The sequence below is a fragment of the Paraburkholderia unamae genome, from assembly GCF_003096875.1.
GTDB classification, from domain to species: domain Bacteria; phylum Pseudomonadota; class Gammaproteobacteria; order Burkholderiales; family Burkholderiaceae; genus Paraburkholderia; species Paraburkholderia unamae.
On record NZ_QEOB01000008.1, the window covers coordinates 235,201 to 249,088 of the forward strand.

Here is a 13,888-nt window from a genome sequence, read left to right on the forward strand (position 1 = left end):
ACGGTCCACAATGCGACGCGTGAATGCGGCACGCAGACAGGTTCACGTCGGCGGCCACACCGAGTGACGCATGAGGCAAGGGCAAAACGAATGGACAGTGAAACGCAGCAAGCCTTCAAGGATAGTGCGAGAGACCTGATCGGCCGGGGCGATCCCGCACGCCGTCGCGCGGCCTCGCTTGCCGGCGACGGCGCGACGCAGCGCGAGGTGTGGCGGGAAATGGCGCAAGCCGGCTGGACCGCCATCCTGATTCCCGAGCATGCCGGCGGCCTCGGTCTTGGCGTGCCGGAAGCCGTGGCCATTGCCGAAGAGGCTGGCGCGGCGGCGTTGCCGGAGCCGTTCGTCGCAAGCGCCGTGCTGGCGGGCGCGGTGCTGGGCGCGGTGAGCGAGGCGCAGGCGGCGCAGCCGCTGGTCGAGGCCTTCGTGAACGGCGAGTTGATGGCGGGCGTAGCGTGGCAAGGCGAGTGCGGACAGATCGATCCGTGCGCGCAGCGTGGCGTGCGGTATCGCCGCGAAGATGGCGTGCTCGTGCTCGACGGCGCGCTGCACTTCGTCACGCCGCTCGCGGGCGCGGACGGCTGGATCGTGCTCGCCACCGGCGCCGAAGGCGCGGCGCTCGTCTGGTTGTCGGCGCTCGCGCCCAAGCTCGAGCTTGTCTGTTCGAGCGGCGTGGATGGCGTGTCGTTTGGCTCACTTCATTTGCGTGGCTGTGAGGTGGCGCAGGCGCAGGTGCTGATCGAAGGGGCCGAGGCGCTCGACGCGCTCTCCTGCGCACTCGACATTGCACGTATCGCCCAGTCGGCGGAGTTGCTGGGCATTGCGCGCGCGGCGCTCGCGACGACGATCGATTACGCCGGCACGCGCGTGCAGTTCGGGCACGCCATCGGTTCGTTTCAGGCGCTTCAGCACCGTTTAGCGGACGGTTACATCCAGACCGAACTGGCGGCCGCGGCGCTGCACGAGGCGGCGGCAACGCCGCTGCAAGCGCGCCGCGATCTGGCCGCGGCGGCGAGCCGCGTCAAGGCGCGCGCCGCTCATGCCGCGCTGCTCGTTACGCGTCTCGCGGTCCAGTTGCACGGCGCAATCGGTTACACGGAGGAGGGGCCGATCGGCCCGTGGCTCAAGCGTGCGCTCGCGCAGGCTGCCTGGCTCGGCAACGCGCGCGCGCACCGGGCCCGTTACGCCGCGCTGCTGCCGGGCGAAGCGGCGCAAGCGGCTGACGCGTATCGCGGTGGCTTCCCGCGTGACGCGGACTGGGAGGCGATGTCCGAAGCGCAATTCCGGCAGATGGTGCGGGCGTTCTTCGCGGAGCACTATCCCGAAGCATTGCGCCATTCGCCGCGCCGCCTGCACTGGCATGAAATCGCCCCGTGGTATCGCACGCTGCACGAACAGGGCTGGATTGCGCCCGCGTGGCCGAAGGCCTTTGGCGGCATGGCGCTGCCGCCGGACAAACTCATTGCATGGATCGAGGAGCAGGAGTTCTACGGCGTCGGCCGGCCGCCCGATCAGGGGCTCGTCATGCTCGGCCCGATTCTGTTCCGCTTCGGGACCGATGCGCAGCGCGCACGTTATCTGCCGAAGATCCTTTCCGGCGAGCACGTGTGGGCGCAAGGCTATTCGGAGCCCAACGCCGGGTCGGATCTTGCATCGTTGCGCACGCAAGCAAAGCTCGCAGACGGCGAGTTCGTTGTCAACGGCCAGAAAACGTGGTCCACGCTCGCGCAGGACGCCACGCACATGTTCATGCTCGTGCGTACCGACAACACCGGCAGGAAGCAGGAAGGCATCAGCTTCCTGCTGGTCGATCTGAAAAGCCCCGGCGTGACGGTGCGGCCGATCCGCACGATTGCCGGCGACGAGGAGTTCTGCGAAGTCTTCTTCGACGATGTGCGCGTGCCCGCGGAGAATCTCGTCGGCGAGCTGCATCGCGGCTGGGACATCGCCAAGCAGCTGCTCGGCTTCGAGCGGCTTTTCTCCGGGAGTCCGAAGCATTCGAAGCATGCGCTCTCCCAATTGCGCGAGCTGGCCGAATCGCGCGGCTTGCTGGCGGACCGCGCCTGGGCTGACGCATTCGCGAGCGCGCAACTCGATGTCGCGGATCTCGTGTGCGCCTACGCGGGGTTCGCGGACCGGGTCAAGCGCGGCGAAACGCTGCCGGTGGAAGTCTCGTGGCTCAAGATCTGGGCCACCGAAACGCACGAGCGCGTCGCCATGCTGCTCAACGAGGCTGCCGCCGAGTCGGCCATGGGCGAGGCCGCCGTGGCCGGGGGCGCGCAGCCGGTGCATATCCATCCTCCGCTTTTCAATGCAATGGCGGCCAAGATTTTCAGCGGCAGCAACGAGATCCAGCGCAATATTCTCGCGCGCCAGGTTCTGCGTCTGCCCGTGTAACGGAGCGCACATGAATGAACTGATGTCCAGGCTGCGCGTGCTCGACATGAGCCGCGTCTTTTCGGGCCCGTGGGCGGGGCAGATGTTCGCCGACTTTGGCGCGGACGTCATCAAGGTCGAACGCCCCGTGCATGGCGACGACACGCGCCACCAGGGCTTCCGCATGCGTGACGCCGAAGGAGAACCGACCTCGGAAACGTCATCGTTCGTGGCCATGAACCGCGGCAAGCGCTCGATCACCGTCGATCTCGCACAGCCCGCCGGGCAGGCGCTCGTGCGCAAGCTCGCCGCGCAGTGCGACGTGCTGATCGAAAATTTCAAGGCAGGCGATCTTGAGCGTTACGGTCTTGGCTACGAGGCCATGCGCGAAGTGAACCCGCGGCTCGTTTATTGCTCGATCAGCGGCTTCGGCCAGACCGGTCCCTATAGCAGCAGGCCGGGCTACGATCCGATCTTCCAGTCGATGAGCGGCCTGATGGCGATGACGGGCGCACCCGACGGCACGCCCGGCGCCGGGCCGCAAAAGGTGGGCTACGCGGTCTCGGACCTCACGGCCGGCTTCTATGCCATCGCGGCAACCCTGGCCGCGCTTCACCATCGCGATACGGTGTCGGGCACGGGCCAGCATATCGACATCGCGCTGCTCGACGCGCAGATCGGGGCGATCTCGCACATGGCGCAGAACTGGTTCGCCTCCGGGCGGCAGCCGCCGCGCCTCGGCACGAGTTCGGAGATCACGTGCCCTTACCAGGCATTCACATGCAGCGACGGCGATGTGATGGTCGCGGTGGGCAACGACGGGCAGTTCCGCAAGTTCTGCGCGGCGATCGGGTTGCCCGAACTCGCCGCCGATGCACGCTTCCTCACCAACCCGCTGCGCGCCGCACACCGCGCGGAACTGATCGCGCTCATTGCGGCGCGGCTTGCGCCGCAACCCGTGCGCCACTGGATCGATCTGCTCGAAGCGCACGGCATTCCGTGCGGGCCGATCAACGATTTCGCGCAGGCGTTTTCCAACCCCCAGGTCGTGCATCGCGAGATGCGGCGCACGATGGCGCACCCGGCCATCGGCGAGATGCCCTTCGTGGCCAACCCCGTGAAATTCTCCGGCACGCCCGTTCAGTATCGCCGCGCGCCGCCGTTGCTCGGCGAGCACACCGACGAGATTCTCGAAGCACTGCTGGGGCTCGACGAGCACGAAATCGCGGCGCTGCGCGAAGCGCGGACCGTTTGAGCGACTCACCGACCCGATCATCACAACATTGCGGCCACGTGCCCCCAACGACATGACAGGACCCCTTTCTCACATTCGCGTACTCGACCTCAGCCGCATCATGGCGGGGCCATGGAGCGGCCAGATTCTCGCCGACCTGGGCGCCGACGTCATCAAGATCGAGCGCCCAGGCGCGGGCGACGATACGCGCAGCTGGGGCCCGCCGTTTCTCCCGGCAAGCGACGGCGCGCCCTCGAAGGAATCGGGCTATTTTCTCGCGGTGAATCGCGGCAAGCGCTCGGTTGCCGTCGATCTCGCGACGCCCGAAGGCCAGGAGACCGTGCGCGCGATCGCCCTGCATTGCGACGTCGTGCTGGAGAATTTCAAGGCCGGCACGCTTGCGCGATATGGTCTGGGCTATGAGGACCTCAAGGCGGTCAAGCCCGATCTGGTTTATTGCTCGATCACAGGCTTTGGCCAGGATGGCCCCAAGGCGGGGCACGCGGCTTACGACTTCATGATCCAGGCAATGGGCGGCCTGATGAGCGTGACGGGCGAGCGCGACGACGCGCCCGGCGGCGGCCCGCAGAAAGTGGGCGTGCCGATCGTCGACATCATGACGGGCATGTACGCGACCATTGGCGTGCTGTCCGCGCTTGCGCGGCGCGCCGAAACGGGCGAGGGCGAGTACGTGGACATTGCGATGCTCGACGTGCAGGTCGCCTTCCTCGCCAACCAGGCGATGAACTACCTCGTCTCCGGCAACGCGCCTGGCCGCAGCGGCAACCGGCATCCGAACATCCAGCCGCAGGACGTGTTCCGATGCCGTGACGGGCATCTCGTGCTCGCGGTCGGCAACGACGGGCAATTCCGTAAGTTATGCGAAGTGATTGCGCGCGCGGAGCTGGCCGACGACGAACGTTTCGCGACCAACGCGCAGCGCGTGCGCAATCTGCCCGAACTGCTCGCCATCATTCGCGAGGCGCTGCTCGCTGACGACCTTGCGGTATGGCTCGCCAGGCTCGAAGCGGTGGCGGTGCCCTGCGGGCCGATCAACACCATTCCGATGGTGTTCGACGACGAACAGGTCAAGCATCGCGCGATGCTGCGGCATCTGCCGCATCCGGTTTCGGGCACGGTGCCGCAGGTCGTGAGCCCGATCCGGCTGCGCAATGCGCCGCTGGCGTTCGACCGCGCGCCGCCGACGCTCGGCCAGCACACGGACGAGGTGCTGCGCGAACTGGGCATTGTCGGCCTCTGAACGCCTCATGGTGAGAATTCCGCTTAACCGTTTGCAATATCGCTTCATGAAGGACTGAACGTGCCTCGCATTCCCCTCTTTACCCCCGAGTCGATGACCGCCGAACAGGAGCGCGTCTATCGCGCCGTCGTGGACGGCCCGCGTGGCGTCGTGGTCGGCCCGCTGCGCGCGGCGCTGCACAGGCCCGAACTGGCCGATTGCTGGCAGCGCTTCGGCGCCATCCTGCGCTACGGCACGAGCCTGCCCGCGCGCCTGACCGAACTCGCCATCGTCGTCACGGCGCGTCGCTGGAACAGCCAGCTCGAATGGCATATCCACGCCGAGGCGGCGAGGCGCGCGGGCATCGACCCGGCCGCGCTCGACGCCATACTGGCCGGCGAGCCGCCCCGCTTCGCCGATCCCGAGGAGGCGGACATCTACGAGTTCGCGCGCCAGTTGCAGCAGTCGGGCAACGTGGCCGAAGCGGTCTATCAGCGCGTGATGGCGCGCTGGGGCAATGTGGGCGTGGTCGAACTGGGCGCGGTGATCGGCTACTACACGCTGGTTTCGATGACGCTCAACGTGCACGAAATCCCGCTGCCGGACGGCGTGAGCGCGCCGCTGCCGCCCATCGCGCATGCGGATTCGGCGCAGGAGTCGTTGCCGACCCTCGCGCCGGCGTGGGCTGCGCAGGAGGCCTCCCCGGACGTCGCCCAGGCCGGAAAAGATCGGTAAAGGTCAGTAGTCTGGTTCACTGGTTCTTTGCATTACACTAGCGGGACGCGCCGCGCATGAGCGGCAAACGACACGACCCGGAGTAGCAATGAGTCATGAGGCGGCCCTCAGGGAACCAGCCATCGATTTCAGCCTGAGCGGCGTGGCCCGCTACATTCAGCTTGCGACGCTGTTCCGGCGCCGCATCGAATCGGGCCAATGGCCGGTGGGCGAACAGATTCCCACGGTGGACGATCTGGCCGAGGAGTGCGCCGTCGCACGCGCGACGGTGCGCCAGGCGCTTGGCCTGCTCGAAGACGAAAAGCTCATCGAGCGCTTTCGCGCGAAGGGCACCTTTGTCATCCAGAAGCCGCAAAGCGCCTTGTGGTGCGAAGTGCCCACGGATCTTTCGGGACTGCTGCTGGCGGCAGAAGGCGCGACCATCGAAATCCTCAAGCACGAGAAGGGCGTCATGCCCGGCAGTGTGCTGCACACCGCGGGCCAGCTCGCGCCGTCTTACCAGCATTGGCGTCGCCGTCACTCGCGCGAAGGCCAGCCCTATTATCTGGGCGATGCCTATATCGACGAGCGGCTAACCCGGCGCATTCCGAAGTCGGCGTTCAAGCAGCACACCACCATGCGCATTTTGCGCGACATGCCGGACCTCGAATTGCGCGAGATTCACCAGACCATCACCATCGGCGCGGCCGATGTGGAACTCTCGCGCATGCTGGAGATTCCGCTCAATGCACCGGTGGCGCACGCCTGGCGGACCGCCACGGACGCGAGTGGCACGATCGTATTCGTGGGCAACGGTGTGTATCGCGGCGACGTCGTGCGGCTCGACATCAAGGTCGCGCTCTAGCCATCGCCGCGTAGCGGGCTCGCGCTCGCCAGGGTTTTCACCGAAAACCTTTTGCTACGGCTTATAGGTCAAAAGGACATATAATTGACCTAAATGACGAGGTGACATGGCATGACTCCATGCGGTCATGCGCCCCGTTGCCGTAACGAAGGAATCGCTCGATGAAACTACACTGGTCACCCCGTTCGCCGTTCGTGCGCAAAGTGATGGTTTGTGCGCTGGAAACCGGCGTCGCGCCGCGCATCGAATGCGTGCGCTCGCCTGTGGCGATGGACAAGCCCAATCCCGATCTCATGCGCGACAATCCGCTGAGCAAGTTGCCGACGCTCGTGCTCGACGACGGCCTCGTGCTGTTCGATTCGTCGGTGATCTGCGAGTACCTCGACACGCTGCACGACGGTAACCGGCTTTTCCCCGTGGCAGGGCGCGAGCGCTTCGTCGCGCTCCAGCAGCAGGCCTTCGCAGACGGCCTGCTCGACGTTCTCCTGCTGTGGCGTCAGGAGCGCAACAAACCTGAAGCGCAGCAGCGCGCGCAATGGCTCGCGGGCTTTGCCGCGAAGTCGGCCGCCTCGCTCGACGCACTCGAAGCGCTCGCGCCCACGTTGCGTCTCGATGCGATTCAGATTGGCGATATCGCCATTGCGTGCGTGCTCGCCTACTACGATTTCCGTTTGCCCGATTTGCAGTGGCGCGAAGGACGCCCGGAGCTTGCTGCCTGGCATGCGCAATTCGCGCAACGCGACTCGATGCGCAGCACGGAGCCAGGCGATGGCGAATAACTCCCGGAGCGCGACGGCCGACCCGCTGCGCCCGAGCGAAACAGTGCCCGCGAAAATGCCGCGCGTACCGCGTGAGCCTTTGCCGGCATTCGCGTGCGACGCGCATTCGCATGTATTCGGCCCGTACGACACATTTGCGTTCGCGACGCCATCGAGCTATCCGCCGCCGCTTGCGCCGGCCGCCACGTATCGGGAGATGCTCGCGACGATCGGCGCGCAGCGCGGCGTGCTGGTTCAACCCGCGCCGTACGGCACCGACAATACGGCGCTCGTGGCGGCACTGCGTGCCGGAGGCGGCCGCATACGCGGCGTAGCCGTGACGGACGCGAACGTGAGCGACGCGGCACTGGAATCGCTCCACGCGAGCGGCGTGCGTGCGCTGCGCTTCAACGAAATGCCGAGCCCACAAACCGGCAAGCCCTTCGCCGGTAGCGTGGGTGTCGATACGGCGCTCGCGCTGGCAAGCCGAATGAAGATGCTGGGCTGGCACGCGCAGGTATGGGCGCGCTGCGCCGATGTGCCGGCTATCGCCGAGCGTCTCGGGAAAGCGGGGCTGCCCGTGGTGTTCGAGCATATGACATGCTTCGACCCCACGCTGGGCGTTGCGCACCGTGACTTCGCCAACGTGCTCGCGCTGTTGCGCGAAGGGCGCATTGCAGTGAAGCTCGCACTGTGCCGCGTCTCGAAACAGCCGCCGGATTACGAGGATCTGCGGCCGTTTCACGATCGTCTCGTCGAAGCGAATGCGAAGCAACTGGTGTGGAGTTCCGACTGGCCGTTCGTGCGCATGGGCGACGCCGCACCAGACGTCGGCGCGCTGCTCGACACGTTCCAGCACTGGGTGGACGACTCCGCTTTGCGGCAAGCCATACTCGTCGATAACCCCGCGCGGATTTACCGGTTCGAGAACTGAACGGATCGTATGTACGTCGTCACAGGCGTACTCAATTTAAAAAGGATGACTAAACATGTCGCTCAAGCTTGAGAAACGCGACGGCGTGGCGATCGTCACGATCGACCGTCCGCCCGTCAACGCACTGACTATCGCACTCTATGGCGAAATTGCCGACCTGTTCGAGCAACTCGGCAAGGAACTCGATGTGCATTGTGTCGTATTCACGGGGGCGGGCGAACGCGCGTTTTGCGCGGGGCTCGACCTCAATGAGTTTCTCGCTGCGACGCCCGAGCAGGACCCGGAGCGCGCCGCGATCGTGCGCCGGACGTTCTCGGCCGTCTATCGCTGCGCCATTCCGGTGATTGCGGCGATCAACGGACCGGCGCTCGGCGCGGGCTCCGTGCTGGCCACGGTTTGCGACATCCGTATCGCGGCAAACCACGCGCGCTTTGGCACACCGGAAATCAACGTGGGCCGGTGCGGCGGCGCTGCGCATCACGGCCGTTTGATTCCGCAGGGCGCGCTGCGGCGCATGTATTTCACGGGGGAGCCGATCAGTGCGCAGGAGGCGCTGCGCCTTGGCCTCGTGGACCAGGTGGTCGCACCGGGCGAACTCATGCCGACGGCGCTGGAGCTTGCCGCGAAAATCGCGGCGAAAAGCCCGCTTGGTTTGCGCTATGCGAAAGAGGCGCTCAACGACATCGAGTCGATGGCGCTCGAAGCCGCCTATCAACACGAGCAGAGTTTCAGCACGAAGCTGATGTATACGGAAGACGCCCGCGAAGCCACGCGCGCTTCCGTGGAAAAACGGGCGCCGGTGTTCAAGGGGCGCTGAATGTAGAGAGGGTGACAAGGCGTGGTGGCTCGTGAGTCGTCGAAATGGATGACGCGCATTCACGCCTGTCAATTTTTGCCGACCAACGCCATATTGTGTCCATGTTTGAGGTGAATGGCGGGCGCTAGCATGGGGGCTTCTATCGGAAGAACCAACGGGTTGAAGACAAGAAGGCGCCATGAAGCTTCCAATCTATCAAATCGATGCGTTCACAAGCGAAATCTTCAAGGGCAACTATGCGGCGGTGGTCTTGCTTGAAGCCTGGCTTGCGCCGTCTCTCATGCAAGCGATCGCGACCGAGAATAACCTGTCCGAAACCGCTTTCCTTGTGCCCAGGCCGAACGGGGGATTTGATATCCGCTGGTTCTCCCCGATCACGGAGATTGCATTCTGCGGACATGCAACGCTGGCGGGCGCCTTCGTGTTGTTCAAGCGGTTTCCCGAGCGCGACCTGATCGAATTCCATGCTGACGCGGTAGGCGCGTTCACCGTTCGGCGCGGACGCGACCACATGGTCGAGATGGATTTTCCGCAACGTGACATCGAACCGCTCGACGCCATGCCGGACGAACTCGCACGCGGACTCTCCATTCGCCCGAAGGAAGTGTTCGTCGGGCAGCAGGCCTTCATTGCGATTTACGAGCACGAGGATCAGGTGCGCGCTGTCGTGCCCGATCTGGACTTGATCGCCCGGCTCGGACCACGCGACGTCGTGGTGAGCGCGCCGGGCGAGCGCTACGATTTTGTCTCGCGGTATTTCTGGCCGGCAAACGGCGGCGACGAAGACCCGGTGACGGGCTCGATTCATACGGCGCTCACGCCGTACTGGGCGAAGCGGCTTGGCAAGACAAAGCTGCTGGCATTGCAGGCGTCGCGGCGCAGCGGCGTGCTGCATTGTGAGCTTGATGCGGGCCGCGTTCGCATTTCGGGGCACGCTGTTCAGTATCTGGAGGGCACGATCGACGTGCCCGATTTGTGATGGCCCGGCGTGGTGTCAGCCTGCGCTTAGGGCAAACCGTTTGCGCAGTGGACTGAAAACCCGGATCGCTCGCGCAATCGATGAAAATAGTCGGTCACCGCCGGGAAATCCGCGTGCTCGAAAGGCGTGCGGAGCCAGCGGTTGACCGACAGCCCCACAGGAATATCGGCCAGTGAGAACGATTTGCCGGCAACAAACGCACCTGTGGCATGCAACTGTGCGTTCAGGATGCGCATATTGCCGGTCCAGTTCGCTATCGAACGCGCTGTCTCGTCCGCCGACTGATGAGCCGGCGATTGCCGCACCAGACCCAGAAATGCGTAGCTCCATGATCGATTGAGCTCGGTTGCCTGCCAGTCCATCCATTGATCGACCCGCGCACGTTCGGTGGGATCGGCGGGATAAAGGTGCGTTCCGCCGTAGCGCGAAGCCAGGTAGCGGATGATGGTGTTCGATTCCCAGAGGACAAGATCGCCGTCCCTCAAAACGGGCACCAGGCCGTTGGGATTCAACGAAAGGAATTCCGGCGTCTGGGTGGATCTGAATCCTGTTCCCCAATCTTCCTGCTCGAATGGGAGATCGAGTTCGGCACAGGTCCACAGCACCTTGCGAACGTTGATGGACGAAGCCTTTCCCAGGATCTTGAGCATGGCGGAGTCTTGAAGATGCCGATCTCACGAGTGTAGGCTTCGTCGGGAATCCGGCTCAATATACAGTTTGTCGGATCGACGCCATTCCAGTTCTCCAGACCTTGCGAGACAAGGCGAGGGCGCCGCGCGCGCTCGCCACGTCGAAGATCAGGACCGCAAGGGCGTGAAGCCGTCGGGGCTCCAGTCGTCGCTGCCGACTCCGTGATGGACGAAAAAGAAGTCTCCGGGATCGCGCAGGTCCATTTGACCGCCATCGCTCAGGCGGTTGCGCGGGCCGGATTCACTTCGACCGTGACATGCGACAGGCCCTTGAACCGCTTGAGCGCCGCGTGGTAGAAGCGCGGGTTGCGCTGCGCCTCGCCGGTGGCAACGGACACGACGGCGCTCATGTGCCCTGGGCCGACGCGCCAGACGTGGAGGTCGAGCACGGTGTCGCCGTTGTCTTCGATGGCATGGCGGACGTTCTCGGCCATGCGCTTGTCTAGATTCATGTCGAGCAGAATGCCGCCCGTATCGCGCATCAAGCCCCACGACCAGTTCGCGATCACCAGCGCGCCGATCACGCCCGCGAGCGGGTCCATCCAGACCCAGCCAAACGCCCGCGCCAGCAGCAGGCCGACGATTGCCAGTACGGAAACCGCAGCATCGGCTATGACGTGGATGTAGGCCGAGCGAATGTTGTGGTCGCGGTTCGCGGCAACTTCCGCGACGTCGTGGTCGTGTCCTTCGCATTCCTGTGCATGGCCGTGCGCGTCCTCATTTTCGTGCTCATGCCCATGCCCGTGCCCGTGCCCATGCCCATGCCCATGGCTGTGCCCGTGATGGTTGCCGCTCAGCAGCCATACGCTCGCAAGATTGACCAGCAGGCCAAGCACCGCGATGGGGATCGCCTGGCCGAAGTGGATCGGCACGGGCGAGAGAAAGCGCGAGACGGCTTCGTACCCGATCAGCAGCGCAATCATGGCAAGGACAATGGCGCTGGTGAAGCCCGCGAGGTCTCCCAGCTTGCCCGTGCCGAATACGAAGCGCGGGTCGGTGGCGTGCCTGCGCGCGTACGTATAGGCCAATGCGGCGATCAGCATTGCGCCGGCATGCGTCGACATGTGGAGGCCATCGGCCACGAGTGCGAGCGAGCCAAAAAGACTCCCGCCGACGATCTCGGTCACCATCATCGCGCTGCACAGCGCAATCACCAGCCAGGTTCTGCGCTCGTTCTCTTCGTGGGCCGCGCCAAGAAAGATGTGGTCATGCCCTGCGCCGAAAGCGGCGTTCTCGAATTCGCTCATGCCTGTCTCACTTGAAGTAGCTGTGGACGACTTCGATTAGCTGTTCCTTGCCGCTGCCATGATCGTCCTCGGACTCCACGTCGACGAGATGGGTGCGGATATGGTCCTCCAGCACGACGGCCAGCAATCCGTTCATCGCGCCACGGCTGCTCGTGATGAGTTGCAGCACGTCCATGCAGCCGCGCTCCTCCTCGAGCGCGCGTTCGATGGCCTCGACCTGTCCCTTGATGCGGCGCACCCGGTTGAGCAGTTTCTGTTTTTCTCGAATCGTATGGCTCATATTGAGCGTCCAGTTATACCGTAGGGGGGTATACTAGCATCATAGGGTGGGGGGGTATACTAAAATGTCAAAGGCCGCGTGGGCTAGCGCCGGTTGGCAGATGAAGGCCAGTGCGAACACAACGACCGCTATCAACGTGCTGTCGCGGCTCGTGCGAGCGCGAAGACGAAGCGAACTCAAACGATAACTAACATCGAAATGGCGCGAGCATTGCTTCGCTTCGCCATTAGCGATACCTTTATCGCTATTCCGGTCGTCGATTTCGGGTCAACGAGGGAGAACCGTTTCATGAAGAGCGCGTGGACTTTCTCCTGCGTCATCGCCTTGAGCGCGATCCTCGCTGGATGCGGCAAGGAAGGTTCGAAAAACGCCACTGAAGCGTCGGGCGCATCTGCGAGCCAGGCGCCGGTTCAGCCAGCGCAAGCCGCAAGCGGTACGCCCGCGTCAGGCGCGCAAGCATCGGGTCTGCTGGGCACCGTGACTAAATCCCAGCTACCGGCCGAAGCTGCCGAGACACTCGGGTTGATCAAAACGGGCGGCCCTTTCCCTTATGCCGACGACGGCGTGTTGTTCCGCAATACCGCGCAGTTGCTGCCCAAGCACCCGCGCGGCTACTACCACACCTACACCGTGCGCACCCCTGGCGCGGCCGATCGCGGGCTGCGCAGGATCGTATGCGGCGGCCCTCACAAGAAGACCGACGACTGCTATTACACCGACGATTACTACGTCAGTTTCAAGCGAATCGCGCCATAACAAGGCGCGCTGATCCGCTGTCCCAACGCTCTGTTCTGCTCAGGAAATCGCGCCAATTTCCTCTGTTCCATTCACCGGGACGATGAATCGCGCTCAACAGTGGCCATGGCAAAAATGCGCCACATGTTGTTTCCTGGAGCAGCGAAAGCATCGAATACGACAGTCGAAACATTAACGATTCCGGGCATTGGACCTCCCGTATCGCGCGCCGTGCTCGGGACCTGGGCGATGGGCGGCGCTCGAACGCGGCATCAACTTCATCGGCACCGCGCCGCTCTACGGCTTTGGCCGTTCGGAAGATGTCAGCGCCGCCTGGATCACAGCTTCCGTTTTGTTGAGCGGCGTGCGACCCGTGACCGCAATCCGGCATGTCTTCTCGCCGCGCCCGAACTGCCAGCGTTAGATCCTTCGTTGCCAGGGCGCATGCCGATGCAGGCGTGATCGCGCAAGTAGTAGGGCGTGCATGGCGCGCCTGCAAATGACGGAGAACGAATGAAGTGCGGCGCGTCGATTGTAGCGAGTCGAATCGTGCGGGAACAATGGCTCGTCTTTTGCCCGAAGCAGGTCCCGCGCGAGGAGCCAGGTGAAGATATTTGCCGGACTAACGGCGTTGAAGGCTGACATACATCTTCTTGCATCGGCCCAACATTTCGAATATATTGGAAATATGGAAGAGAAAGACATCATCCGCGCCCTGGCGGCGCTCGCTCACGAGTTGCGGTTGCGCGTGTTCCGCATGCTGGTTGTTGCCGGTCCCGGCGGACTCACGCCCGGCGCGATCGCCACCGAGCTCGACGTGCCGAATGCGACGCTCTCCTTTCACCTGAAGGAGTTGATGCACGCTGGCCTGGTCACCCAGGAGCGCGACGGGCGCAGCCTGATCTATCGGGCCGCCTATGCGCAAATGAATGCCGTTCTCGGCTTTCTGACCGAGAACTGCTGCCAGGGGCAGCCATGCCTCGTACCTGGCGCGGATTCCTGCCAATGCTGACGGAGAACCTC

At 64.2% G+C, this 13,888-nt stretch carries 14 protein-coding genes; 11 read left to right on the forward strand and 3 right to left on the reverse strand.

Going from position 1 to position 13,888, the window contains the following annotated elements; genetic code table 11:
* Positions 1 to 90 precede the first annotated feature (90 nt).
* The 9 genes from C7402_RS18550 to C7402_RS18590 all read left to right on the forward strand — a co-directional run bounded on the left by C7402_RS18550 (position 91) and on the right by C7402_RS18590 (position 9,914).
* A complete protein-coding gene (locus C7402_RS18550; RefSeq protein WP_116611589.1) occupies positions 91 to 2,394 on the forward strand; it encodes an acyl-CoA dehydrogenase family protein in 2,304 nt (767 codons plus the stop codon).
* Between the two features lie 10 nt (positions 2,395 to 2,404).
* Positions 2,405 to 3,628: a CaiB/BaiF CoA transferase family protein gene (locus C7402_RS18555; RefSeq protein ID WP_116611590.1), complete on the forward strand. Its 1,224-nt coding sequence runs from the start codon at positions 2,405 to 2,407 to the stop codon at positions 3,626 to 3,628.
* 52 nt (positions 3,629 to 3,680) lie between these two features.
* Positions 3,681 to 4,868, forward strand: a complete 1,188-nt coding sequence (locus C7402_RS18560; RefSeq protein ID WP_112172283.1) for a CaiB/BaiF CoA transferase family protein — start codon at positions 3,681 to 3,683, stop codon at positions 4,866 to 4,868.
* Positions 4,869 to 4,928: 60 nt separating this feature from the next.
* Entirely contained in the window at positions 4,929 to 5,582 is a 654-nt protein-coding gene (locus C7402_RS18565) for a carboxymuconolactone decarboxylase family protein (RefSeq protein ID WP_116611591.1), read from the forward strand.
* An 88-nt stretch (positions 5,583 to 5,670) separates the two neighbouring features.
* Entirely contained in the window at positions 5,671 to 6,426 is a 756-nt protein-coding gene (locus tag C7402_RS18570) for a GntR family transcriptional regulator (RefSeq protein ID WP_112172281.1), read from the forward strand.
* A gap of 161 nt (positions 6,427 to 6,587) precedes the next feature.
* Complete coding sequence (locus C7402_RS18575; RefSeq protein ID WP_116611592.1) at positions 6,588 to 7,205, forward strand: glutathione S-transferase N-terminal domain-containing protein; 618 nt, start codon at positions 6,588 to 6,590, stop codon at positions 7,203 to 7,205.
* Positions 7,195 to 8,118 (forward strand): amidohydrolase family protein, encoded by a 924-nt coding sequence (locus C7402_RS18580; protein ID WP_116611593.1) that lies wholly within the window; start codon positions 7,195 to 7,197, stop codon positions 8,116 to 8,118. Before C7402_RS18575 ends, C7402_RS18580 begins: the two co-directional genes overlap by 11 nt.
* Before the next feature lie 55 nt (positions 8,119 to 8,173).
* Positions 8,174 to 8,935, forward strand: a complete 762-nt coding sequence (locus C7402_RS18585) for an enoyl-CoA hydratase-related protein (protein ID WP_116611594.1) — start codon at positions 8,174 to 8,176, stop codon at positions 8,933 to 8,935.
* Positions 8,936 to 9,113: 178 nt separating this feature from the next.
* Positions 9,114 to 9,914, forward strand: a complete 801-nt coding sequence (locus C7402_RS18590) for a PhzF family phenazine biosynthesis protein (RefSeq protein WP_116611595.1) — start codon at positions 9,114 to 9,116, stop codon at positions 9,912 to 9,914.
* 26 nt (positions 9,915 to 9,940) lie between these two features.
* Here the strand turns inward: C7402_RS18590 and C7402_RS18595 are convergent, their stop codons facing one another.
* The 3 genes from C7402_RS18595 to C7402_RS18605 all read right to left on the reverse strand — a co-directional run bounded on the left by C7402_RS18595 (position 9,941) and on the right by C7402_RS18605 (position 12,130).
* Positions 9,941 to 10,564: a glutathione S-transferase family protein gene (locus tag C7402_RS18595; protein ID WP_116611596.1), complete on the reverse strand. Its 624-nt coding sequence runs from the start codon at positions 10,562 to 10,564 to the stop codon at positions 9,941 to 9,943.
* A 257-nt stretch (positions 10,565 to 10,821) separates the two neighbouring features.
* Complete coding sequence (gene dmeF, locus C7402_RS18600) at positions 10,822 to 11,850, reverse strand: CDF family Co(II)/Ni(II) efflux transporter DmeF (RefSeq protein WP_116611597.1); 1,029 nt, start codon at positions 11,848 to 11,850, stop codon at positions 10,822 to 10,824.
* Positions 11,851 to 11,857: 7 nt separating this feature from the next.
* Entirely contained in the window at positions 11,858 to 12,130 is a 273-nt protein-coding gene (locus C7402_RS18605; RefSeq protein WP_112172274.1) for a metal/formaldehyde-sensitive transcriptional repressor, read from the reverse strand.
* Between the two features lie 288 nt (positions 12,131 to 12,418).
* Between C7402_RS18605 and C7402_RS18610 the strand changes: the two genes are divergently transcribed.
* Both C7402_RS18610 and C7402_RS18620 read left to right on the forward strand, forming a co-directional pair.
* A complete protein-coding gene (locus C7402_RS18610) occupies positions 12,419 to 12,886 on the forward strand; it encodes a ribonuclease domain-containing protein (protein WP_112172273.1) in 468 nt (155 codons plus the stop codon).
* A 667-nt stretch (positions 12,887 to 13,553) separates the two neighbouring features.
* The gene (locus tag C7402_RS18620) at positions 13,554 to 13,877 is read left to right on the forward strand and encodes an ArsR/SmtB family transcription factor (RefSeq protein ID WP_112172272.1); all 324 of its coding nucleotides are present in this window, start codon (positions 13,554 to 13,556) and stop codon (positions 13,875 to 13,877) included.
* Positions 13,878 to 13,888 lie beyond the last annotated feature (11 nt).